The following is a 21,509-nucleotide window of genomic DNA, read 5'->3' as shown; positions in this document are numbered from 1 at the left end:
TGTAAGTTGATGCAGAGTATAACGGACAGGATTTCTTAAGAAATACGAATTTCCATGAAGGTTTCTGTCAGTTTTTCTTACGAAAGGCGCGACGTCCACCATGAGCCAAACTGATCTTACCCAAGCCTTCGCAGCGCGCTATTCGGACGCGCCAGCAGCATGCGCCGATGGCGCGGCGCTTTTGCAGTCCATGGCGGCGCGTGGATCGTGCCGTGCTTTTGAAGACCGGGCCGTACCGCAAGATGTTTTGGACAGCCTGTGCGCCATCGCCATGGCATCGCCGACCAAAAGCGATTTGCAGCAACGGGATATCGTCATGCTGAGGTCGCCGGACCAGCGCCAACGGCTGGCAGCGCTTGTGGCCGGGCAAGCCTGGGTGGCGCAGGCGCCGATGCTGCTGGTGTTTTGCGGGAACAATAGGCGGCAGCGTCTGCTGCACGATTGGCACGAGGTTCCCTTTGCCAATGATCATCTGGATGCACTCATCAATGCCGCCGCAGATGCCGCGATTGCCTTGGGTGCTTTCGCCACGGCGGCAGAGGCGATGGGTCTGGGATGTTGCCCGATCAGCGCTGTGCGCAACGATGCAGGGGCCGTATCCGACCTGTTGGGTCTGCCTGATCATGTGTTTCCCTTTGCCGGTCTGGCCTTGGGGTATCCTGCGGCCCCGGTGACCTTATCCAAGCGGTTGCCGCTGGGCGTCACGTGCCATGTCGACCGATACAAAGAGGAAGAACTGCGCGCGGCGGTCGAGGCATACGATAAGGATCGCGCGGCCACGCAGCCTTATGGCAAGCAGCGGTTTGTGGATCGGTTCGGGCAGGCTGACACCTATGGCTGGTCCGACGACAAGGTCCGCCAGTACAGCGCACCCGAACGGGCAGAGTTTGGTGCTTTCATCCGCAAGCGGGGCTTTTGCCTGGACTGAGCGCTCAGTTCTGCAGATCGGTAATGACGGCCGTGCCCGGTGGTGTTGGCCCGTGCATCGCGCGCAGTTCCGCGCTTGCCCCGGACAGAGGCACCTCGCGAGCGACCATCGGGTTCAGGTCAACATCCCCCCTTTCAATCATCTCAAGCAGCGTTGGATACTTCCACGCGGGCATTCCCCGGGTGCCGAAGAAAGACAGCTGCTTAGTATAGATGCCGCGCATGTTGATCTCCATCATGCCGGACCCGGCCGGCATGCCAACGTGGACGTGACGGCCTAGTATGCGCAGGCAGTCGATGGAGGCGTTTGTGGTCGCCGCGATCCCCAACGCCTCGACCGAGACATGGGCACCGCCGCCGGTGATGTTGCGGATGGCATCGGCGGCATCGGTGGTGGTCGCATTGACGGCGGCGTCGGCGCCAAGGCCGGTGGCGTGGGCCAGCTTTTCATCGACCACGTCCACCACGACGACCCGCGCGCCCAGCATCTTTGCCAAAAGAAGCGTGGCAAGTCCGATACCTCCGGTTCCATGGACGGCAACCCATTCACCCGCCCTGACATTGGCCCGGTCGGTCAGCGCATGCCAGGCCGTGGTCACGCGGCAACCCAGACCCGCTGCCAATGCGGGCGACATGGTGTCGGGCAGGTGGACCAGATTGTGGTCAAAGGGCACCGCCACATATTCCGCATAGGCGCCCGGCGCGCCAAAGCCTGGCACGACCTGATGTGCGCAGGTGTTGGACACACCCGTGTGGCAGGCGGGACAATCCCCGCAGGACAGGATGAAAGGCGCAATCAGCCTGTCGCCAATCTTGTGCTTGGCACGTTTTCCGGTTGCGACGACCGTGCCGCAATATTCGTGCCCCAGGACCGACCCGTGCTGCACCTTGGGATGTTCGCCGGTCCACCCATGATAGTCCGACCGGCACACGCCACAGGCGGCAACCTCGAGCACGACGCCGTTGTCCGGGCAATTGGGATCGGCAACGGTTTCGATAGACAAGTCTTTGCTGAACGCGCGCACCACGGCTGCTTTCATGGGCTCCCCTCCCTTATCCGGCCTTGATCGCAGATGTACGCGTGCGTTGTCGAAACGCAAAGCGATTTGGGTGGCTTAACCGGCGGGCTGTGCTGCGGGGGTGTGCGCAGTTGCATGCCGCCGCGCCCAGAAGGGACTGTTCGGCCAACGGGTTTCCCGCGCGTAGACAGCGCTACGGGCCGAGAGGTAATCCCGCACGCCCTTCGCCACGCTGTCTGCGTATTCCTGCATCTTCTGTCGGTCGCGCGCGATAAAGGCATCGGTGGCCGCGATGGCAGACCACAACGCCGTTGTCATCCCGTGCGACGACAGCGGGTCAAAGGCTGCGGCAGCGTCCCCGATTGCGACCCATCCCGGACCGATGGCAGGGGCGATCCAGGTACTGTTGGTGGTCAACCGTGCAGGGCGCGATAACATGCGGTATCCGTGCTCGGTCAGGTATGTGGCGATCGCTGTCGTCCTGTGCGCGTGCGATTCCAACTCTGCATTGTCAAAGCTGGACAGGTCCGTGTCGGTGTAAAAGTTCAGAACGACCTGGCCATTGGCAAGCAGTGACATGTACCACCATCCGCGTTCCTCCGCCTCGATCAACGTGACCGGGCGAGGTGCGGTTGTTTCCGTGGTTTTGAACAGCGCGTATTGGCACCCCAACTTGTCCGCTTGAAAGCGGGTCGCGTGTTTTGAGGCCACCACGGCGGTGCGCCCCGTCGCATCAAAGACAAAGCGTGCGGTCACCGGATCGCTGTTGGTCCCGATGTGCCAAGTGTCTTCGTGGATGCGTACATCTCTCACCGTTTCGTAGGTTCGTCGCGCGCCGGTCTGGATGGCAAGCGCGGTCAGGGCATCCTCAAACGCGCTGCGGTCCAGCACTGTCGGCGGCCCTTCAAGCTGCACAATCGCATTGCGTTCGATCAACAGATGGCTGCCCCAGGCGGAATATGTGCTGTGCGCGTGGCGGTGCACCTGGGACTGCAGGATCGCGTCGGATCCAAGCGCCTTGAGCAACGGCAAGGCGGCAGCGCTCAGGTGTTCGCCTGGTTTGAAACCGTCGCCTTGCGGCGGGGCGATCCAAAGTGGTTGCAGTCCCGCCTGTGCAAGCCGCAGGGCGGCGGTCGCCCCGGCGATACCGCCGCCAAGGACCGCGACATCATGGATCAATTCGGCAGCATCCCCTGACCCGGGTTCCAATCGAACCGGGTTTCCATGTTGTCGGCATGCTGCATTTCGACAAATACATCGCCGTCCGGCGCGGGCATGCGTACGACGAAGCCCATGCGCTGCCACACCGAAATCATGTTGGTGATGCCGTCCCAATAGCTGGAATTCGCGTGGTAGCCGATACCTGCGACGCCGCGGGACCAGTTCACGCGGCTGGACAAGAACTTGGCCCGTTCTTCTTCCGAAAGACTCTCATCCAGCGCTGCGGTGTAATAGGGTTCCGGCAGGACGTCGATGGGCAGCAGGGCGGGCCACCAGACGGCGGTTGGGTAGTTCTGCTGCATCAGCACCTGCTGACAACTGAACGCATCGCATTGCCAGGGCAGCCCCATCCAGCGCGTCAGATCGCCCGCCATTTGGGGACCAATCGGTGGCGGGCTGTCCCCGAAACCGCCAAAGGCCACTTCGGGCGTCAGAAGCCGCCCAAGATCCTGGTTCAGGCTGGGTCGGTCACCATGGGCGATGCGAAACGGCTCTGCCGTGTCATCGTAGTTGCGCGCATACATCTCCTTGAGGCGCAGGTAATAGGTCAGCTCAACGCCCGGATGAAATGCGCCGCCGGAGCACGGTTCAAGCGCGGCTTGCGTCAATGCGCCCGGTTGCAACTCAAGCGGAATGTCGTCAAAGCTCTGGTAGTCTGACGTCGGATCTTCGGCCACTTGTCCGGTATAGTCATCCACGAATTCACCCGCCGCCCAGGCACGCAGATATTCGTATTGCAGCTTGGGAAACTGGAACCACTGCAGCGGGCTGCCATCGTAGTTCACGCCATCGCCCAGCATGTACGGAATCTTGAGCCGTTCTTCGAGATAGGCGGTGTCGCTGAGGTTGTAAGGATCTCGGAACAGGTCGAAAATCTGCGCACGGAACGCCTGGTTCTCGGGGCCCGGATCGGCAAGCTGGGCGACGTAGGCCGGGTCGCCCAGATCGCCGATGGCCATCCATCCCTGCCGGAGGTTGGCCGCCTGCGTCACCCATTCCATCAGCGCGATGCGGCGGAAGGTCGGGTAGATGTAGTGCATGAAGGACAGCGGCAATTCGGGCATCTGCGACCACCCTTCCTGCACGTTCATGTCCTCAATCACGTCATATAGCGTGCTGATGGGTGGAATTTCCGGTGCGAAATTCGGCCCGACGCACGCCACCCATGCGGGCTCAGCCTCGAGCGTTTGGTCGCCGACCCGAACGCGGGCGGTCACCGGCCCGTCACACCAATCGTCGTGCCAGGCGTTGTTGTCTGCAAAGCTGGTGATCGGCGCGTTGCTGGGCGAATTCGACACGCCATCGGGGGGTACAACCAAAAGGCGCCCGGCATCGTCGGTGCGGACCTGCCCCAAGCCCACCTGGATCGCGTCGGGTTGACCACCCCAGAATGTCCCCTCGAACCTGTAGGATGGATCGGTGCCGCCTGAGTTGACGTCGCGCCCCGAAATTTCGAGAGCGCCGCCGTCAATGATCAGGTTTTCCTCACGATCCGCATTCGAGACGAAGTACTGGTTGCGTTTCTGCGACGGCAGGCCGGGGGCCAGGTCGCCATTGTCCAGCGGGTTGTTGAAGCCGTACCAATTGGCCTTGGTGTTGGCCAAATGCACGCCCCAAGTGATGTCATCGCCCGTGACCTCGCCAATGATGTTGTCCTCGGCGTCAAAGGCGTAAACGCGAAAACGCTGCACCTGTTTTTTCACCATTTCCAGGCCGTCCTTGAACGCGCCATCCTCGGGCATCGGCGGCAAACCGGGCACTTCTGGTGCGTAGAACCATTTTTGCGACCCACCGACCCGGCAGATGCCAAGCGCCGGGTAAATGCGCACCTTGGCCACCGCTGCATCTGATGCCGCTTGGGTATAGGCATTTTTCGGATCTATGTTTGCGCGTGCAGGCCATGGGGCGCCGGCAATGAGTGCGGCACTGGAGGCCATGCCAAGAAAGGCACGGCGCGACGACGAGGGAGCTTGGGAAGACATACTTGGGACCTGAAATGACTGCGGCTATATACGCCACCGTCTATTCATGCGCATAAAAAATCAACCACAAGGTGTGGGATGTGGCCTGTGGAACCCCAGACCGCTTGCCGTGATAACGGGCGTGGAACGCCTGATGGTCGCGTTTATCAGACGTGCGATGTCAGGGAATTGGTGCCCAGAAGAGGCAACCCCAAAAAGCACACAAACGCACAAAAAACCCTATAAAACAAAGGCAAAAACGGCAGACTAGCCAACCTGTGCCATGAGAACGGAGGGTAAACAAATACAGGTTTTTGACACTGAATTACGAACGAATTACGAATCCGCCACATGGCGACCTTCCGAAAACTCCCCTCGGGCAAGTGGCAGGCCCAAATTGCCCGCAACGGTATCCGCAAGTCCGCCACGCGGGCAACAAAACGCGAAGCCCAGGACTGGGCCGCACGGCAAGAGTATCTTGCGACGAACGCTGAACCTCCCAAATCACAAGTAACCGTCAAGGATGCCTTCGACCGGTATGCACGAGAAGAATCGCCCAAACGCCGTGGTGAGCGGTGGGAGATCGTGCGCCTGGAATGTTTGTCATCAGATGCGATTGCCGAAAAGCGACTTGCTGAACTGGAACCTGCGGACCTCGCGGACTGGCGAGATCGGCGTGGAAAAGAGGTCGCACCAGGCACCGTACGGCGCGAGATGAACTTAATTTCGTCCGTGCTGACTACGGCGCGGCGCGAATGGGGTTTGATCGAGCACAACCCGATGTCCGACATTCGCAAGCCAACACCGCCTCCGCCGCGCGACCGGCGTGTTTCTTCGGATGAGATTGATCAACTTATGCAGGCTAGTGGCGTGGATCTAAACACCGCGACGGCGCGAGCGGTTCATGCGTTTCGATTTGCGGTAGAAACGGCTATGCGCGCTGGTGAGATTGTCGGGCTTACCGACGAAACCGTAGACCGAGACAAGCGCGTTGCATCCCTGCCCAAAACTAAGAACGGGGCAGCGCGCCAGGTCCCGCTATCAACTGCCGCCGTCGCGTTGCTGGATGAATTGCCCGAAACCGATGGGCCATTGTTCGGACTGACAAGCCAGCAGCTCGACGCCTTGTTTCGCAAGGTTCGCGACAAATCCGAGATTGAAAACCTTCGCTTCCACGACAGTAGGCATGAAGCCATCACCCGTCTTGCCAGGAAACTGGACGTTCTCAGCCTAGCGAGAACCGTGGGGCACAAGGACGTGAAGATGCTGATGATCTATTACAACGAAACAGCCGAAGAGCTCGCCCAAAGGCTCGGTTGAGATAAACCGCGTGCTGTCATCGAAGCATCCGTTCTGGTTTATGCACTTTACAAAGGTAATTGCTTGGCCTACCTTTCGAGAAGGGAACTGATATGAACTTGATTTCATTGCTGAAAACGAATGATGCGAAAGCGCGGGCGATGCTTGAAGAGATACGTTGGCCCAACGGTCCAGTGTGCCCTCATTGCGCTCATGATGATAGAATCCATCCGATTACTGGAAAGTCGGCTCGAAACGGCCTCTATGAGTGTGGCGAGTGTAGCAAGCAGTTTACTGTTACGGTTGGAACCGTCATGCACAACAGTCGCCTTCCTCTTGTGAAGTGGATTGCCGCTTTCTACATGATCTGCTCCGATAAGAAGGGTGTATCCGCTGCGCAGCTGCAGCGCGATCTTAATCTGGGTTCCTATAGAACTGCGTGGCACATGGCTCATCGCATTCGCGCTGCAATGCAGGAAGAGCCCTTGAGCGGATTGCTCTCCGGCGCTGTTGTAGTGGACGAGGCTTATGTCGGCGGAAAGCCGCGGCCGGGGGAGCCGAAGTCCAAACGGACCAATAAGCGAGGACGCGGAACGAACAAAACGTCAGCACTCGCCATGTTGGAGTGCAGCGGTCGCGCACGGTCTGGGCCGGTAGAGCGCTTCGACGCCAAAACGCAGAAAAGTGCGGTCATAAACAGTGTCCATGCCGCATCAGTAATCTTTACAGATGAGCGGAATTCCTACACCGGACTTGGGGAGTCGTTCCCGAACGGGCATAAGACGACAAAGCACTAAAAAGGTAAGTACGTTAAGGGTGATGCAAGCACTATCACGATAGAAAGCTACTTTGCACTGTTGAAGCGCGGTGTATGCGGAACCTTGAACACTAGGAAGATGACGGACGGTGAGGCAGCATTGATGGCGATTTCCGGGCTTGCGGGTAAGCGGCTTCCGTACAACGTGCTACTCACCGCCGCATCGGGAGGATAGACAATGGCAGGTTCCGCGCTGGTCCGCCGCTCCGAGCGTCGAGCGGAGCGGCTGCTTGATGATCTTCTATCGTCTCAAGGATGGGATGAACGCAGCCCCCCGCGAGGAAACCTTTACCTTCAGCACGAGTATCGAGATAATCATGACTTGGCAGAAGCCTTGCAAGGAGCAAGTAAGAGCGGAGCCGGTGCGGGCGTACCAGAAGCGATTCTTGTTGATCCCGATGTCGCCACACCGCTCGTCGTCATTGAAGCCAAGGCTTCGGAAGATGACTTAGCTCAGGCAATCATAGAGGCCGAGGGTTATGGCGCTGCTTTGGTGGCGGCGGGGTACAGGCCCTTGGCGGTGGGTCTCGCCGGGACAGAAGCGGACGCGTTCGGTCTACGTGTTTCAAAGTGGGATGACGATGCACGAGGGTGGGTGCCAGTCACTTATGAGGGGCATCCGATCGATTGGATTCCGAACGAGACGGATGTCCGTCGGATCACGGCGCGCGGCGGCCCGGCTGACATACGACCGACTCCGCCGCCAGCAGAAGTGCTGGCCGAGAAGGCTGACGATATCAACCGGCTGTTGCGCGAAGCGGATATCAAGGATGAGTTCCGCCCTACAGCGGTAGCGGCCTTCATGCTCGCCTTGTGGCACTCGCGTGGTGAGCTAAGGCGCGACCCCAAATATGTGCTGAAGGACGTGAATGAGGCGTGCGGCGAAGCATTCGCAAAAGCCGGGAAGCTGTCGCTGTCCAAGTCGATCACAGTGGACGCTGCGAACCTGAAGCTGCGTCAAAAAGCGGGGCGCATCCTTACAATCCTGGAACGGCTAAATGTTACTGTCCTCACGGCGGAGCATGACTATCTCGGGCAACTTTACGAGACCTTCTTCCGCTATACCGGCGGGAACACTATCGGCCAGTACTTTACACCGCGCCATGTAGCTCGAATGATGGTCGACGCTTGCGAGGCCGGTAGCAACGATGTGGTAGCGGATCTTGCGTGCGGGACTGGCGGCTTTTTTGTCGCCTACATGAGCCGTCTCGTTGAGGTGGAGCATCTCCCGCGGACCCGTATGGTCGAGGTCATCCAGGAGAACATTCTAGGCTTTGAAGCGGAGCCCAGCACAGCGGCTTTGTGCGTTGCCAATATGATCCTCCGCGGCGACGGTTCTACAAAGATTAGACAGGCAGACTCTTTGGGTCGGGTGCCGGATTTTCCGGAAGGAATGGCATCTATCGCTCTTATGAATCCGCCTTTTCCACACAAGAACACCGACACGCCAGTCGAACGGTTTATCGAACGGGGTCTAGAGTCGCTGCGGGATGGTGGGAAGATGGCTGTGGTTGTGCCTGCAAGCCTATTGTCGAAGGGGGGCAAGGCTGCAAAGTGGCGCGCGTCAATCCTTAAGAAGCACACTTTGACGGCGGTCTGTCAGCTTCCAGACGAGCTGTTCCAACCGTTCGCGTCTGTGACAACATCTATCATTTTCTTGGAGAAGGGACGGGCGCACAACCCAGCCCGCAAGACTGCGTTCGTGAGACTACACCATGACGGCCTTGTCCTTCGAAAGAGCGTGCGCGTTCACCGAAATAGCGAGCCGAATCAGATACCTGCCGCATTGGACGCGATTGCTAACAAGACAGAGACTGCGGGGTTCAGTGCGGCTGCGAGCGTGTCAGGCGAAGACGAATGGTCTGCTGGCGCCTACATCGCGTCGGCTGTGCCTGAAGATGACGAGCTTCGTTATGCGGTTGACGTACAGCTTCGTCGGCTGGCTTCATTTTATACTCGGTATGCTGCCGAGATTGTGGCGCAACGGGAGGCGATAGATGCTGGAGACATTGTGCTTCAACCATATCGCGAGATGCTGACGCCAATACGCATCTCGAATGCGGCGAAGTTGCCGTCAAACAAAGGAACGATTGGAGGAACCTTCGACATTTACTACGGGTTGAAAGAACTTCATTCGCGCGAAGGTATTGCCCCGGGGCGGACGCTAATAATCTCTCCAACCGAGAACTACAACGGGACATACGGCTGGCTTGAGTTCCCGGTTGCAGCAAATCCAAGCTTTGTGACAGTCGCCCAAACCGGGTCTATTGGCGAGGCGTTCGTCCAATTGGAGCCATGTGCTGTCAACGATGATTGCCTAGTTTTGCTGCCCAAAGACGATGGTATTCCAGACTTGGTAACATTGGTCCTGACCGCCGCAACGCTTCATGCGGAAAAATGGCGTTTTAACTACGGACGAAAGCTCACTCCATCAAGAATAGCGCATTTTAGAATGCCAACTTCACGGGGTTTGGAGAATTGGGTTGCCGACAGACTAGACGATATGATGGACGTTGTTTCTGCGAGCCTAACCCCATACCAAAAAGCCGTTCAGGAGGAAAAAGATATGGGAAAAAGCAACAACGGTCGCCTATCAATGTATGGCTTTGATCCAAAGGATGCGCTTCGTGCATTTATGCAAGTTGATCCCGAGGCGGTGAAGCGTCGGGAAAACCAGATGCGTGAAAACCGCAGCGAAGATGATATCGACGCGGAGGACGCCCATGTCGCTATGGATGAACCACGCACCAAATCGCTGAGCGAAATTCGCAAGAAATCATGAAGGCTGAGCGTGGAGTATCAAGTTGTATTTCGGCGGTCCGCAGAGAAAGCTCTAAATGGCATCCCAGAGCGCGATAGGAACCGACTGCTTGACAAAATCGAAATGCTTGAGGCCGATCCATATCCGAGCGGATCACGGAAGCTGAGGGGTTATGAAGGGCTATGGCGGATTAGGTCAGGAAACTATCGTGTAGTTTACACAGAACCAGATAACGAAGGCACAATTGACGTAGTAAAAGTCGGCCATCGAAGGGTGGTCTACAATCTCCATTGATCTCTTGTAAATTGCATAATTCCGTTCAGTTTCTGCCCCGTTTGCGGCCATGACCTGTCCTTTATTCGTGGTCTGATTTGACGCCGTCATCGCGCAAGGTCTGCGCGAGTTGTTCTGCGCGTTCGGAAACCCACTCAAGATGACTGAGAGTTTCGAAAGCTGGGCGCGATGTGTCGCCAAACAGTTGATCTAGCTTTTGGCCGATTTGTCCGCGAGGATTGTTCATCGTTTGACCTTACGTCAGTTGTTTGATTGTTCCAGCACGCACGATCTGGCTATCAGGATGTTCTTGCCCTCGCGGCGGGTGTCGAAGTGGCCCGCGCGCACCTTCCGGCGGATCGTGTCGGGTGTCAGGCGCAGGTAAGTCGCAGCTTCCTTAACGGTCAGCCACTCCGGCATTTGCTCTTTCCGCTGTGCCTCGACCACTTGCGTCAGCGTCTGCACTTGGGTGGCGAGACCGACCATCATTTTCTTGATTTCGGCAATGTCCTCGGACGTGGCGATTTCGATACCCATTACATGATGACCGTCTTAAGGCCGTACTTCGCGGACGTTGCGTTGAATTTGGTCTTGGCAGAGTGGCCCAGCTCGATCCCCAATTCGTCCGCGAGCAGATCCAAGGCAACGATCAGATCACCTATTTCGTCGGCGATGTCTTCCTTGGTGGCTGTGTTGCCGTGAATCCCGCGTTCAGCGCGCAAAAACTTCTTTATGGCCTCTGATAGTTCACCAGCTTCACCAGCAACCTCAAGTGCGCGGAAAGCCAAGTCAGTTTTTTCGTTTCCCGGCCATTCGTTTTGGCGGGCTCGATTTGCCCTGCGGAGGTCTACAAATCTCACTGTTCTGCTCCTTCCAAAAGGTGATTGAAATCCATCTGCCCCGACTTCGTGCGCCGGGTTATCGCGGCGTTCCTCTGCCGGTGTGGCGCATCCCATTTGTTGTGGCAGCGTTGGCAGAGGGCGCGGCAACGGTCGGGATCGGCGTGGCGTTCGTCGTGATCCATGTGTGCAATGGTCAGCACCACATTCCCGCCCGTCTCAGGGTGCGGTTGCTTGTTATACGCGCGGCAATCGGGGTGTTGTGGTGTGCCCTCACACCGGTTTGCCGCACGAAACAGGATGAATGCCCGAAAGGCTTTCCATTCCTTTGAATAGATCGATCCGCCGGGATAGTTCTTGGCTTTCTCTGGGTTGATCGGCATCACGCGGCCTCCGCGAGATGCTGAAAGGCATGTACGCTCCACTGTTCGGCCATGGCTTTCGCCATGCCTGGAAAGAACTTGCTTCGCACCTTCCACCGGTTCGCGCCGGGGCTGGCCTTTGCTACTGTGTCGCGGGCCGTGGTTCCATCAAGCGAGCCGGTGGGGCAAAGCGGTGGCAGGTTGCGCAGCCAAAAGCACGTGCGCTTGCGTTCGTTGTCGGGGCCGTTCGCGTCATCCCCGAATTGCCAAGGCTGGACCGTCTGCGCGGGCGGCTGGTAGTTTTCAATGCGGGCTTTAGCGTGCTTGTGCATGACGGGGTTCTCCACCGCCACGCATGGGATGTGTTGGACGTTCCAGACGGCGGAAAACAGTTTTGCGCCTTCATCCAGTTCGGCCCACATATCCTCTAGGGTGCGGCCCGGTGGGGCTTGGGACAGCCAACGCACACCGCTGTTGCACAGACGTGTGCAAGGCGGGTGCATGACGGCCATCAAGTCCCAATCGGCCCGCATAACGGTTCTCACATCATCCTGGATGTGACGGTTGGTCGGTGTGTCCGGTGGCAGGATGTCGCAAGACCATGCGTCATGTCCGAGGGCCAAGAAAGCGTCCCGGACAATCCCGCTTGTTTCGCAACCTATGAGAACCTTTGCCATGGGTCGGGTCCGTCAGTTCGCAAGTTGATCGCGCAGACGCTCGAGCTGGTCGATCGCGGCAGCGATAAGCGCGCCAGCACGGACCAGATCTTCGCGGGGAGTTTCGGGATTCCAATCAGAAGCGTCGAAACCGAAGAATGGTGGCGGGTCGAGCACCACGGGAGTTTCTGACCCACACATCAAGGAACTAGCCGCCGACATGGCATAAGCGCTTGCAGAGCCAGCCAAGGCACCCGGCCCGTGCTGGTCATCATGATTTGACGTCCAGCCTTTAACTTCAATTTGACGGCGGCGCTCTGCGGCGATTGCGTCAATGCCTGACATGAATGGAGCCCTTTCTATTGTTGGCTGGGGGTGTGGCCGGTCCACGCACCGAATTCCGTGCCCAGGCGTTAGAGGGGGGCGAGCAATTGCCCGCCCTGGTTCAGTTGTCTGCGACTGGTGATTTTGCAGATTATGCACAGGCGTTCTATGGCCGCAGATGGGTTGAACACCGGGACGTGGAACGCGCTACGCAAGGCGTCTTCTTTTGGTGTAAGGAGCGGCTTCACTGATCTGAGCCCTTATCAACGCGCACCCAAGCGTCGATCTGCCTGGATATGCGCCCAATCACGCCAGCACCGGGTGTCCCAGCGCGGCCGCGCCACTTCCGCCATATCATCAACATCTGATAAAGCTGAGCGCCGCGATTACGTGCCATGGTCCACCACCGTATCCTGCACTCAGCCGAGCAAAACCGAGCGTGACGTGATTTGGCCTGCTTTGGGAGGGCTGCATGGCAGTAGTCACAGAAGCCGGGCCGCAGCGCAGGTAGGCGTTCTGCGTCCCCGTAGGGCGTGACACGGCCCCTTTGCGGCTCTTGGCGCGTTTCTGTGCTTGCATGAGTCATGCGATTGTCTGCTCGGCTTCCTTGTCGCCGTCCTCGGTAGGAAGGCTGCGCAAGATGTTGCGAGCGGCGCGCTGCCAATTGTCTGGCAGGTGCTGGATGTCATCGGAAATGGCAGCGACACCGAAAAGCGAAACTTCGTACAGCACCGGGCTGTAACGGCTGCGGTCCTGTGGAATGGTCCAAACGCCATTGTTCTCGCACAAATTTTGTAGCGCCAACAGTCGATGATCGGGATTGCAGTCGCTAAGGAAAGTGAGCGCGAACTCGATACGTGGAATATTCAGCGAGGACGTCATGTGGCACGGCCCTTTAGATACAAAAGGACTTCTGCTGTGCGTTCCTCCAAAGTCGCTATGCGAACGTTGGCTTCAGCTAGTTCATCACATGCGTGTTGGGTCAGCCCTTCAATTCGTTCCATTGCGTCCAGATCTGCTCCAGTAGCTGGTCGGGCCGGATCAAGGCGTGCGGCAGCCCGGAGAGCCAAGAGTTCGCCGCAGATGTCCGGAAGCACCATGACCAACATTGATTGGAATTCTTGCGAGATGACGCCGCGGTGCCAGTCCGGTTCGCCCTTGGCCAGCAAGCGAAGCGTGTCGCTGGTGACGACTTCCACGGGAGCGAGCGGGCCCGTGTAACGAGGAAAGACTGCGGATGTACGGTCGTCTGGCACTGTCACCTCCGTTGTGCTTTCGACCAACCACTAGTTCACAAAATATGGACTTGCAACATAAATATCCATTATTTATGGATCACACGATCACGAAAGACCTAGCCTTGCACCGCATAATTCAAGGAATCCGGCTACCGCTTAACCTGCGATGTACCCTGCCAAATGGCTGAAATTATCATTTTGATTATTTTTTGCAGGTGTGGACAGCATGGGGCCTTCCCACAATTTCTACCTAGGAGGGAATCACATGCGAACACCGTTCGCCTACAGACTAGCGAGGATTGCGGCAAGGCTTAGGATAAGCCTTAACCTTGTTTTCGATCCCATTCACTTTCTGCGCGTTCAAGTGCTGGGAAGAGCCTCTGCTGAACGTCGGCAGGAAGCTGAGCGAAATCGCCGTTCATGATGAAGTTAAAGTCGATCCTATGCGCGCGGTACAGATACTTCATCACGTCTCGGTTCGGGAACTGAAGACCCTTCTCAATGTTATTGTAAGTGGTCTTTGAGAGGCCGCAGGCTTTGGCAAACTTCAGTTGCTGTTCAAAGCCGCTGGCATAGCGCGCAGCCTTAACGCGAATTGCGCTTGCCTCTACTCCCATGTCGCCCTGGCGGGCAAGGCGTTCTCGATCTTCAATGTCCATGGAACAGTTCTACGCCCTATCCAGAAAAAATGAACCGGAATCCAGATGGACCTAGGCAGTCCAGAAAAAATGGATTACCAGCGGTCTCCATGAGACAAGCATCTGAGGTCTGTGACGAACTTGGTCGACGGCGAATGGCTGTCGGTTTGGGTGTCGGAGTGACGACCATTAGCAACGCAGCATCTTCGGGTGTCTTTCCTGCGAGGTGGTATGCAGTAGTGAAGGACATGTGTCTCAAAGACGGTATTGAATGTCCGGATAGCTTATTCAACTTCATCAAACCTTCTGACTCACTGAACAACAAAGATACGAACTCGGTCATCTTACCTATCGGCGAGGATGTGGCATGACCGATCGCGACGGCACGCGCATCTTTTATGTTGTCGCCGACCAGGCTGGCACAATTCCGGGCGCTGCTGAAACAGAACTCTTGTCCGCACAATTGGGCCGATTGGAACCAAAGTCCGAACAAATGGGCCGTTTGGAAAATGTGTCCGCACAAATGTCCGTTGGCATTCCACATGCCAAGCAGAATGCGCTTTCTGGTCGAGGTGAGTCGGCGCCGAGTTATGACCCACACCGTGTTCACCGTGAATTTCCTGACCGCTGGCAGGCTTATATCCGAGCCAATTACCGCGACTTGAACCACGTACAGTTGGTTTTTGGCGTTTCAGAACGCACCGCGCGCAAGTGGTGGAAGGGCGAAACTGGCGCAAACGGTGGGCACGTTGCCATCGCGGTCAATGAGCATCCTGTGGCCGCGCCACGCATGCTGTTCGCGGCGGAGTGACGGTGATGGCGGGCGCCAATTTTTTTTCCTGGGACCGGACAAAAGTCCGCGCTTTTGTCCGCGTCGCTATGGGCTGCGTACAGCACCGAAGCTGTGTCCGCGCGCGGCTGGACCTGACTGGAGGAATGGCAACCGTAGCGCACTGTGCGAATGCATTCGAATTCGAGGCGATTGCATGATCGGTCAGAGGTACAAAGCATCTCATTACAGCGTGCCGACACCGGTACTCCGCTTGCCGCGCAGTGGCAACGTAGTTTCATTGCAGAGCTTTGAACGCTTCAGCCTGCTGTTCCGCGCAGAACTTCTGCATAACAAAATCGCTGCTCCAGTCCGCCGCGCATTTCGTGTTGATCTGACTGGCAACATCCGGGCTGAGACCTTCGGTTGTATCCGCAATTGTCGAGAACGCGTCGATCTGTTGCTTGGTGCAGAATGCAATCATCACCCAATCGTTGGTCCAATCTGCCCGGCACTTGTCGAATGCTTCTGCGGGCATGCGCTGTGCAGTCGATGTGCTCCAAGCATCGGTTGCCTCGCTATGCGCCTTTACCGCTTGGTCGCGACAGAACTTTTGCATAGCGAAGTCTGCACTCCAATCCGCCGCGCACTTTGCGGCAACAGCTTGTTCGTCAAAGGCGTGGGCTGCGACCGTGCTTCCGACAAGGGCGCTCGCTATCCAGGCAAGTCTCATTCTGCGTTTCCTTCCAAGCTTTGTGATGATCTGTCCGTCAGCGTGGTTCACATGAGGAAAAGCTTTTTACTCCTGAGTGTAGCCGCGCAGTATATCAATCGCGGTCTTGTCCGGTGTTGCGGCGCAGTCCGTTCGAAGGCGCATCAATACGGTTTCGTGTTCGCCACGTATTCCAGGATGCGCGCTTTCAAAACCAAGAAGATGACCCCAAGCCATGGCCTGTTGAGCCAAAACACCGACCAGCGTCAGAATTGGCACATCTTCGGGCGGAGCTGCGTCCATAAGCGCAACGGTTTCAGTGCAAGGCGCGGTCCAAAAGATCGTTTGAACCTCGTGGTTCTGAATTCCATCAATCTTGGCTGCAGCAACGCCGGTCGCACCAAAAAGCCAGACAAGAAGCGCAAGTCGTTTCATCACAGTTTCCCCAGAGTGTTTCAACCTTGGGTCGAAACTAGTCGTGCGCTTTGCGTAGAGTCCAGCGTGGTCGCGGTATGAGCGGGCAAAACAAATCCAGCGCAGTCATGCAGCAGCGGCACGAACCGGCTGACAGCTTGGACTATTTCCCGACGCCGCCCTGGGCAACGCGCGCGCTATGCGAGCGCCTCTCGTTGTTTTCGCCGCTGCACCTGATGCACGCATGGGAACCAGCCTGCGGCGAAGGTCATATGGCGCGACCACTTGGAGAGTATTTCGCCCAAGTTCGCGCGACGGACATCCACGATTACTCCGGCACCTATCGCGCGCAAAACGGCATTTGTAACTTCCTGAACCCGGCGGAGTGGCCGCAGGATCTGCGCGGTAAACCCGAGCGCGCCCCTGACTGGATTGTCACAAACCCACCGTTCCGACGTGGCGAGGAATTCGTAAGCACCGCAACTGCGGTGGCGCGCAGCGGTGTCGCTGTGCTGGTCCGCACGTCCTTTTTGGAGGGCAAGCGGCGCTACAAGTCGCTGTTTGAACCGAAGCCGCCCACTATGGTTCTTCAATTTGTTGAGCGCGTGCCGATGGTTAAGGGGCGGCTGCAAAAGACGGCCTCTACCGCAACAAGCTATTGCTGGATTGTTTGGAGCGCCAAAATTCGGCAGCGAACACAGTTTCAGTGGATAGCGCCTTGCCGCAGTCGGCTGGAACGTCCCGAAGACTATTCAGAAGACAAGGAAAGCCCAGATCAATCGCCGCTTTGGTAGCGGCGCAATGCGCCCCTGCGCGCCAAAAACAGAGGAAAGAGCAGATGTTCAAGCAGATCGAAGGTGACAACGTCCTTTTGCAGACCGGAGGCGTTTACAAGGTGTGCCAGCTCTACACGAACCGTGTAGGTCAATTGTTCGCCGGATACTCCGGTGGTTATGTCAGGCTCAAGGCCAACGGCTCCACTTCGAAAGACCGCCTGAACATCGAGATGTTGGAAACCGAATTGGAGCTTTGCCAAGACAAACTTGGTCGGCTTGGCACTTCCAGCATGCCCGACGCAAAGCCGCTGCAAGAAACACAGCGCAACGGATTACTCCTTGAGGCAACGTGAATGCGGTTCGATGTCGAAATATCGGACCTGACGCCCGCCGTGCAATTTGCTGCGTCGGTTGTTGCCCGGCGCAGCACGTCGCCCATTATGGAAAGCATCCGGATCGAGGCTTCTGACAATGCCCTGGTCCTTTCTGGCTCAGATCATGACGTGCACACTCGGGCGCGCTGTGAAGCCGCTGTTTTCCAGTCGGGATCGCTGTGCGTGCACGCCAACGACTTGCTGCAACTACTCAAACATTTGGGCGACGAGGCGGTTAAGTTTGAAGCGATAGAAGACGGGGAGTTTCCCTTGCTTCGCATACAGGCTGGTGGCACCAGTGTTGATTTTCCGACGCTGGCCTCTGAGCACTTTCCCCGCGCCGAAAAGCCGGACCAAGAAACGGAAATCATCGGCGGCGCAGCCGCGTTTTTGCAATGTGCTTCATTTGCCAACGAAGACGACAGCCGCACTGCGCTGCATGGTGTAGCGTTCGCGAACGGGCTGGCCTTCGGGACAGACGGATACATGTTCTTCGGCTGTCCGTGCGAGAACGAAGCAAACAAGATCGTACCTGCATCCGCGTCATCGGTTGTGAAGCGGCTCAACGGAGGACGGTTCTTTTTGTCCTCGCAGGCGTGGCGGCTCGAAACAGCGAACTTTTCTGCAATCGGTCGTTTGATTGATGCGGAGCCGGTAGATATCGGCAACCTTGTTGGCGGTTATGGGGATGCCTTTACGTCCGTCGATGCGGACGGCCTGCTGCATGCCGTTAAAACGGTTACTTTCGGGCGCGCCCGCGTTGCGTATTTTGAGGCAAAGGACGACTGTTATTCCGTCCAGGGCGATGGCTTTGAAGGGCGGCACATCAGCGGTGGCGCGCGTGTGCCCGCGCAAGGTGAACCACGCAGCATGGTCCTTGCCACAAAGTATGTTCTGCCCGCGCTAAGCGCACTGGCGGGTCGCGTGGTGGACGTTTCGACAGATGGAAACGGGGTTCGATTTGCCAGCGATGGCACGTTCGCGATGGTCATGCCGATACGCGATAGTCGGCATGCTTTGAGCGCGGGGCCGTCATGACACCTTCATCCGCGAACTTTCATGTTTTCGATGCGTCAGACCTGCCAGACTATCCGATTTCAGCGGAAAGCCGGTTGGACTCGCATTACTTCATGCAATTCAACCACGACCGGTATGATCGCAGTGGGTTCCGGCGGAAAGCGTATCGTGATCCCGAAGTCGGCTTTTTCGGGATGGAACTGTTCTTCAAGTCTCATGGCGAAACGCCGTTGGGCACTTTGCCGTCTGACGATGATGGGCTTGCTTTCCTATTGGGATTACCTTTGGAGCGGTGGCTTTCGCTGAAAGGGCGTTCGTTCAATCCGCTTTACAACTGGTCGCCTGTCCGCTGCGACAACGGCGAAATCAGGTTGGCGCACCCGGTAGTGCAAGAGGTGATGGAGGCCGCCCTGCGCGGCCATCAGGAGCATAAGGCCAGCAACGAAAACAAGGCGGTCTATGCGCGGCGCAAGCGACTTGTTGACGTCCTGCGGGACTGCGGGTGCTCAGACGAGCTTTGCTCCGATGAATTTGCCGTCGGCTGGTTGGACGAATGGCTGCTTGAGCATCATCCGGGACAAAGGCGGATGCCGCAAATCCAGCATTCAGTTTCGCGAGCACTGCGTGCGGCTGCTCACGAGGGCATTTTGGGGCGGAAACGGGGCGGGCACTGAAATCATTGAATAAATCGGGCCGTTTGTGTCTGGAACAAAACAGAACGTTTCCGAACAGAACGGAACAGTTCCAGACATAAGAGAGGAAATGAAATGAGAAGAGAGAATAAGACATTTCGTTCCGCTTCAAATTCGACGGCTGAACCTGTGGATAAGTTGGGATTGCCGAGAAGAGTGATCGCAAGCCCAAACAGTAGGACTCAAAAATCGAGAGGTGCAGAGCATGGCAAAGCAGGGATTGGACGATCAAGCTAACGACAGCGCTGAAAAACCTGAAGGAAAGCGCGCCCGTGTGAGGCGGTTGTTGCTTGATCCATTGGCGCAGGATGGCTTCCGCAAGCCAGCCAAGATCAGCGACGATGATTTTAAGAAGGCGCTTGGCCGGTTGGCAGATGCGCTCGCCTACATGTCCGATCAAAGCCTTGAGGTTATGTACGATATGATGCGCTCCAAGGGGCAAGGTAAAGGGCGTGATGTCTGGCCTCCTCGCGCGACTTTCTATGCGATCGCAGAGATGGTTGAGCCTTGTCCGCTCGAAAAGGTGCCAAGCTTACGCGGCTGGTTTCGGTCAAATGCTGGGCCGGTTGCGGTCGAGACTGACACGTTGATTGAGGTTTTGGCCTACATCCAGACGCATAAGAAACCCCCGATGAGTGAAGGCGCGCGCAGGCAGATCCATCATGATGCGCGGGAGAGGCGGCGCTTTGTCGAGGCCGCGCGGCGTCACGTAGCGGAGGGAACGGCGACAAAGGATGAGCGGGCCAAGTTGTCCTGGCTTGAGGCGCGTCACACCGTGGCACTGCGGTTCGTTGAGGAGGGCAATGAGATGCGCAGGGATGACGGTCAGGTCCACGATGGCGAGGTGAGGGTGTGAGCAATGAACGGGGTTGCTTTGCACGTGACGACGCTATGAACGATTTGCCGCGTCTGAAAAACGTGTCACGACCAGAAAACTGGTGTGATGAAAAGGATGGAGAGTGGCGCGCACCCGTTGATTGGGACGCTTTGCGCAAGAGCTACTCGAAGCTCCCACCAAGAGGAGCGCCAGATGAACGAAAGCATCGCTCCCTCAGCGTCCAAGCGACTTTGGAATGGGCGTTTGCTGACGAGGGGGCGAGTTTGGACTACGGGGACTTGTCTATCGGTGGTGGCCTGGCCGATAGCTGTGCGCGTTTGATGCAGCAAGGCAATTTGGGGGGCGTTCGCATCGACACGTCACCGGGGCGCTCTCTTCCAGCGGATGGCGCGCAGGCCGTGGCTTGCGCAGTGGCTGCTACGTTTGCAGATCGAGGGCAGGCGGTGGAAATTGCGCGATTTGCCAAGGCGCGGCGGTGTCCTGACTGGGGCGAAGGGCGACGGCTGGAAGTTGTGCCTAAAAGGTGGGAGCCGGGAAGGGAGGGCCGACAGTCAATTGTCCTTTCCAGTTGGCAGCATCTGAAGACAAGAGGCGGCGTGCAGCGTTGCCGCGTAAGCGTGTGCCCGGTGCGGATTGCAAATGATGCGTCTACAATCGGTGAGCTGCGGCGAAACTACAACAGTTGGCGCATGGCACTTTTGTGGTTGCGTCCCGCACTTCAAGCTCTTGATCTGAAATGGATTTCCGTAACCGATGAATTGCCACCGCAGAGACCGTGGGCAGGTTCTGCAAGAAAGTCGTTGACCAAGGGGTCCAGCTAAAGCTAGACAAAGTGCCAACACACCAAATGCGCCCGCAGGTATAACAACCTGACGGGCGTTTTCTTTTGGAGCACATCATGGACATCGGACGTATCGAAGGTGCGACCCGCGTTTGCGGTAAGTCGCAGGGTTTCCTTGGCCTGCCTCTGCGTGACGGCGAGCGCTTTTGCGATGTGGCTGGCGGTCTCGTCCCGACGATGACAACAGCGTGGTTCCCGACGCCTTCCGAGCTTGCGGCGATCAATGCGGGCGCAGCCATCCATGTCTCGATTGATGGCCGTATGCCAGCGCCGATGATGCTGAGCGTTGGTCCGGTGCCTGAAACCGACTGATTGCATGGGCAAGCTGAGTGCACCGCCGCCGCGACTTGGAACTTTACCGTCGCGGATTGGTCGAGCGCCAGCGTCCGAGATTGAACGTTCAAGGCAGCGGGATCGTGAGAAGCCGTGGCGTGCGTGGTATAAGACGGCACGTTGGCAAAAGCTGCGGGCGAAGGTGTTAAAGCGCGATGGCTACATCTGCCAGAAAACTGGCATCGCATTGGTTGGAAAGTACCCGGCACCGAACAGCGCAACCGTTGACCATGTGATCCCGCATCGTGGCGATCCGGCACTGTTCTGGGATGAGAACAATCTCGAAGCCGTGAGCAAGAAGTACCACGACACTGTCAAACAGAGCTTGGAGCGCAGAGGTCACGGCTGACCGCTGCGCCAGTCATCATCTGAAAACTTCAAAGGGGGGGGGGTGGGTCGAAAGCTGCC

Annotated in this window: 27 protein-coding genes; 14 read left to right on the top strand and 13 right to left on the bottom strand. The window is 57.5% G+C overall.

Annotated elements, in window-relative coordinates:
- Nucleotides 1–100: 100 nt before the first annotated feature.
- On the top strand, nt 101–928 hold the full coding sequence (locus tag FD715_RS16455) for a nitroreductase family protein (RefSeq protein ID WP_147112200.1): 828 nt from the start codon (nt 101–103) through the stop codon (nt 926–928).
- A 4-nt stretch (nt 929–932) separates the two neighbouring features.
- On the opposite strand, the gene FD715_RS16450 is transcribed toward FD715_RS16455, so the two are convergent.
- The 3 genes from FD715_RS16450 to goxA all read right to left on the bottom strand — a co-directional run bounded on the left by FD715_RS16450 (nt 933) and on the right by goxA (nt 5,149).
- Entirely contained in the window at nt 933–1,967 is a 1,035-nt protein-coding gene (locus tag FD715_RS16450; RefSeq protein WP_147112197.1) for an alcohol dehydrogenase catalytic domain-containing protein, read from the bottom strand.
- A 75-nt stretch (nt 1,968–2,042) separates the two neighbouring features.
- On the bottom strand, nt 2,043–3,125 hold the full coding sequence (gene goxB, locus FD715_RS16445; protein WP_189799520.1) for a glycine oxidase maturase GoxB: 1,083 nt from the start codon (nt 3,123–3,125) through the stop codon (nt 2,043–2,045).
- The gene (gene goxA / locus FD715_RS22555; RefSeq protein ID WP_189799519.1) at nt 3,122–5,149 is read right to left on the bottom strand and encodes a CTQ-dependent glycine oxidase GoxA; all 2,028 of its coding nucleotides are present in this window, start codon (nt 5,147–5,149) and stop codon (nt 3,122–3,124) included. Before goxA ends, goxB begins: the two co-directional genes overlap by 4 nt.
- 330 nt (nt 5,150–5,479) lie before the next feature.
- Here goxA and FD715_RS16440 point away from each other — a divergent pair, with 330 nt between their 5' ends.
- From FD715_RS16440 to FD715_RS23070, 4 genes are all read left to right on the top strand, one after another.
- Nucleotides 5,480–6,448: a site-specific integrase gene (locus FD715_RS16440; RefSeq protein WP_147112191.1), complete on the top strand. Its 969-nt coding sequence runs from the start codon at nt 5,480–5,482 to the stop codon at nt 6,446–6,448.
- A gap of 92 nt (nt 6,449–6,540) precedes the next feature.
- Complete coding sequence (locus FD715_RS16435; RefSeq protein ID WP_147112186.1) at nt 6,541–7,224, top strand: IS1595 family transposase; 684 nt, start codon at nt 6,541–6,543, stop codon at nt 7,222–7,224.
- 342 nt (nt 7,225–7,566) lie between these two features.
- The gene (locus tag FD715_RS16430) at nt 7,567–10,026 is read left to right on the top strand and encodes an N-6 DNA methylase (RefSeq protein WP_223274932.1); all 2,460 of its coding nucleotides are present in this window, start codon (nt 7,567–7,569) and stop codon (nt 10,024–10,026) included.
- Nucleotides 10,027–10,035: 9 nt separating this feature from the next.
- Entirely contained in the window at nt 10,036–10,299 is a 264-nt protein-coding gene (locus FD715_RS23070) for a type II toxin-antitoxin system RelE/ParE family toxin (protein ID WP_147112180.1), read from the top strand.
- Nucleotides 10,300–10,539: 240 nt separating this feature from the next.
- Here the strand turns inward: FD715_RS23070 and FD715_RS16420 are convergent, their stop codons facing one another.
- From FD715_RS16420 to FD715_RS16385, 8 genes are all read right to left on the bottom strand, one after another.
- The gene (locus FD715_RS16420) at nt 10,540–10,815 is read right to left on the bottom strand and encodes a helix-turn-helix domain-containing protein (RefSeq protein WP_147112177.1); all 276 of its coding nucleotides are present in this window, start codon (nt 10,813–10,815) and stop codon (nt 10,540–10,542) included.
- A complete protein-coding gene (locus tag FD715_RS16415) occupies nt 10,815–11,138 on the bottom strand; it encodes a MazG-like family protein (RefSeq protein ID WP_147112174.1) in 324 nt (107 codons plus the stop codon). Before FD715_RS16415 ends, FD715_RS16420 begins: the two co-directional genes overlap by 1 nt.
- Nucleotides 11,135–11,500 (bottom strand): hypothetical protein, encoded by a 366-nt coding sequence (locus FD715_RS16410; RefSeq protein ID WP_147112171.1) that lies wholly within the window; start codon nt 11,498–11,500, stop codon nt 11,135–11,137. The genes FD715_RS16415 and FD715_RS16410 overlap by 4 nt, the downstream gene beginning before the upstream one ends.
- Nucleotides 11,500–12,156, bottom strand: a complete 657-nt coding sequence (locus FD715_RS16405; RefSeq protein ID WP_147112168.1) for a hypothetical protein — start codon at nt 12,154–12,156, stop codon at nt 11,500–11,502. Before FD715_RS16405 ends, FD715_RS16410 begins: the two co-directional genes overlap by 1 nt.
- 12 nt (nt 12,157–12,168) lie before the next feature.
- Nucleotides 12,169–12,480, bottom strand: a complete 312-nt coding sequence (locus FD715_RS16400; RefSeq protein ID WP_147112164.1) for a hypothetical protein — start codon at nt 12,478–12,480, stop codon at nt 12,169–12,171.
- Between the two features lie 561 nt (nt 12,481–13,041).
- The gene (locus FD715_RS16395) at nt 13,042–13,341 is read right to left on the bottom strand and encodes a hypothetical protein (protein WP_147112161.1); all 300 of its coding nucleotides are present in this window, start codon (nt 13,339–13,341) and stop codon (nt 13,042–13,044) included.
- Nucleotides 13,338–13,658 carry a hypothetical protein gene (locus FD715_RS16390; protein ID WP_147112158.1) on the bottom strand — a complete coding sequence of 107 codons (321 nt, stop codon included), beginning with the start codon at nt 13,656–13,658 and terminating at the stop codon, nt 13,338–13,340. The genes FD715_RS16395 and FD715_RS16390 overlap by 4 nt, the downstream gene beginning before the upstream one ends.
- 362 nt (nt 13,659–14,020) lie before the next feature.
- The gene (locus FD715_RS16385) at nt 14,021–14,356 is read right to left on the bottom strand and encodes a helix-turn-helix transcriptional regulator (RefSeq protein ID WP_223274929.1); all 336 of its coding nucleotides are present in this window, start codon (nt 14,354–14,356) and stop codon (nt 14,021–14,023) included.
- 346 nt (nt 14,357–14,702) lie between these two features.
- On the opposite strand from FD715_RS16385, the gene FD715_RS16380 reads away from it, so the two are divergent.
- Nucleotides 14,703–15,146 carry a hypothetical protein gene (locus FD715_RS16380; RefSeq protein WP_147112155.1) on the top strand — a complete coding sequence of 148 codons (444 nt, stop codon included), beginning with the start codon at nt 14,703–14,705 and terminating at the stop codon, nt 15,144–15,146.
- Nucleotides 15,147–15,402: 256 nt separating this feature from the next.
- Here the strand turns inward: FD715_RS16380 and FD715_RS16375 are convergent, their stop codons facing one another.
- Together FD715_RS16375 and FD715_RS16370 are read right to left on the bottom strand one after the other, a co-directional pair.
- Nucleotides 15,403–15,888 (bottom strand): hypothetical protein, encoded by a 486-nt coding sequence (locus FD715_RS16375; protein WP_147112152.1) that lies wholly within the window; start codon nt 15,886–15,888, stop codon nt 15,403–15,405.
- A 15-nt stretch (nt 15,889–15,903) separates the two neighbouring features.
- A complete protein-coding gene (locus tag FD715_RS16370) occupies nt 15,904–16,251 on the bottom strand; it encodes a hypothetical protein (RefSeq protein WP_147112149.1) in 348 nt (115 codons plus the stop codon).
- Nucleotides 16,252–16,502: 251 nt separating this feature from the next.
- Here FD715_RS16370 and FD715_RS16365 point away from each other — a divergent pair, with 251 nt between their 5' ends.
- The 8 genes from FD715_RS16365 (at nt 16,503) to FD715_RS16330 (ending at nt 21,450) form a co-directional block, all read left to right on the top strand.
- Nucleotides 16,503–17,024 (top strand): hypothetical protein, encoded by a 522-nt coding sequence (locus FD715_RS16365; protein WP_223274927.1) that lies wholly within the window; start codon nt 16,503–16,505, stop codon nt 17,022–17,024.
- A gap of 44 nt (nt 17,025–17,068) precedes the next feature.
- A complete protein-coding gene (locus FD715_RS16360) occupies nt 17,069–17,359 on the top strand; it encodes a hypothetical protein (protein ID WP_147112143.1) in 291 nt (96 codons plus the stop codon).
- Entirely contained in the window at nt 17,360–18,418 is a 1,059-nt protein-coding gene (locus FD715_RS16355; protein WP_147112140.1) for a DNA polymerase III subunit beta, read from the top strand. It abuts the gene before it with no gap.
- On the top strand, nt 18,415–19,071 hold the full coding sequence (locus FD715_RS16350; protein ID WP_147112137.1) for a hypothetical protein: 657 nt from the start codon (nt 18,415–18,417) through the stop codon (nt 19,069–19,071). The genes FD715_RS16355 and FD715_RS16350 overlap by 4 nt, the downstream gene beginning before the upstream one ends.
- A 223-nt stretch (nt 19,072–19,294) precedes the next feature.
- Complete coding sequence (locus tag FD715_RS16345; protein ID WP_147112135.1) at nt 19,295–19,945, top strand: hypothetical protein; 651 nt, start codon at nt 19,295–19,297, stop codon at nt 19,943–19,945.
- 35 nt (nt 19,946–19,980) lie between these two features.
- On the top strand, nt 19,981–20,748 hold the full coding sequence (locus FD715_RS16340; protein WP_147112132.1) for a hypothetical protein: 768 nt from the start codon (nt 19,981–19,983) through the stop codon (nt 20,746–20,748).
- 77 nt (nt 20,749–20,825) lie between these two features.
- Nucleotides 20,826–21,080 carry a hypothetical protein gene (locus tag FD715_RS16335; RefSeq protein WP_147112129.1) on the top strand — a complete coding sequence of 85 codons (255 nt, stop codon included), beginning with the start codon at nt 20,826–20,828 and terminating at the stop codon, nt 21,078–21,080.
- Between the two features lie 4 nt (nt 21,081–21,084).
- A complete protein-coding gene (locus tag FD715_RS16330; protein WP_147112126.1) occupies nt 21,085–21,450 on the top strand; it encodes an HNH endonuclease in 366 nt (121 codons plus the stop codon).
- Nucleotides 21,451–21,509 lie beyond the last annotated feature (59 nt).

The organism is Tateyamaria sp. syn59 (genome assembly GCF_007995245.1).
Lineage (GTDB): Bacteria > Pseudomonadota > Alphaproteobacteria > Rhodobacterales > Rhodobacteraceae > Tateyamaria.
The sequence above is the reverse complement of the archived record's forward strand: the minus strand, read 5'-3'. Positions and strand labels throughout refer to the sequence as shown.

Coding starts and splice junctions, on each gene's coding strand:
- FD715_RS16455 (WP_147112200.1), top strand. CDS start 101: ATGAGCCAAACTGATCTTACCCAAGCCTTCGCAGCGCGCTATTCGGAC.
- FD715_RS16450 (WP_147112197.1), bottom strand. CDS start 1,967: ATGAAAGCAGCCGTGGTGCGCGCGTTCAGCAAAGACTTGTCTATCGAA.
- goxA (WP_189799519.1), bottom strand. CDS start 5,149: ATGTCTTCCCAAGCTCCCTCGTCGTCGCGCCGTGCCTTTCTTGGCATG.
- FD715_RS16440 (WP_147112191.1), top strand. CDS start 5,480: ATGGCGACCTTCCGAAAACTCCCCTCGGGCAAGTGGCAGGCCCAAATT.
- FD715_RS16435 (WP_147112186.1), top strand. CDS start 6,541: ATGAACTTGATTTCATTGCTGAAAACGAATGATGCGAAAGCGCGGGCG.
- FD715_RS16420 (WP_147112177.1), bottom strand. CDS start 10,815: ATGGGTATCGAAATCGCCACGTCCGAGGACATTGCCGAAATCAAGAAA.
- FD715_RS16410 (WP_147112171.1), bottom strand. CDS start 11,500: ATGCCGATCAACCCAGAGAAAGCCAAGAACTATCCCGGCGGATCGATC.
- FD715_RS16405 (WP_147112168.1), bottom strand. CDS start 12,156: ATGGCAAAGGTTCTCATAGGTTGCGAAACAAGCGGGATTGTCCGGGAC.
- FD715_RS16400 (WP_147112164.1), bottom strand. CDS start 12,480: ATGTCAGGCATTGACGCAATCGCCGCAGAGCGCCGCCGTCAAATTGAA.
- FD715_RS16395 (WP_147112161.1), bottom strand. CDS start 13,341: ATGACGTCCTCGCTGAATATTCCACGTATCGAGTTCGCGCTCACTTTC.
- FD715_RS16385 (WP_223274929.1), bottom strand. CDS start 14,356: ATGGACATTGAAGATCGAGAACGCCTTGCCCGCCAGGGCGACATGGGA.
- FD715_RS16380 (WP_147112155.1), top strand. CDS start 14,703: ATGACCGATCGCGACGGCACGCGCATCTTTTATGTTGTCGCCGACCAG.
- FD715_RS16370 (WP_147112149.1), bottom strand. CDS start 16,251: ATGAAACGACTTGCGCTTCTTGTCTGGCTTTTTGGTGCGACCGGCGTT.
- FD715_RS16365 (WP_223274927.1), top strand. CDS start 16,503: ATGGCGCGACCACTTGGAGAGTATTTCGCCCAAGTTCGCGCGACGGAC.
- FD715_RS16360 (WP_147112143.1), top strand. CDS start 17,069: ATGTTCAAGCAGATCGAAGGTGACAACGTCCTTTTGCAGACCGGAGGC.
- FD715_RS16355 (WP_147112140.1), top strand. CDS start 17,360: ATGCGGTTCGATGTCGAAATATCGGACCTGACGCCCGCCGTGCAATTT.
- FD715_RS16350 (WP_147112137.1), top strand. CDS start 18,415: ATGACACCTTCATCCGCGAACTTTCATGTTTTCGATGCGTCAGACCTG.
- FD715_RS16345 (WP_147112135.1), top strand. CDS start 19,295: ATGGCAAAGCAGGGATTGGACGATCAAGCTAACGACAGCGCTGAAAAA.
- FD715_RS16340 (WP_147112132.1), top strand. CDS start 19,981: ATGAACGATTTGCCGCGTCTGAAAAACGTGTCACGACCAGAAAACTGG.
- FD715_RS16335 (WP_147112129.1), top strand. CDS start 20,826: ATGGACATCGGACGTATCGAAGGTGCGACCCGCGTTTGCGGTAAGTCG.
- FD715_RS16330 (WP_147112126.1), top strand. CDS start 21,085: ATGGGCAAGCTGAGTGCACCGCCGCCGCGACTTGGAACTTTACCGTCG.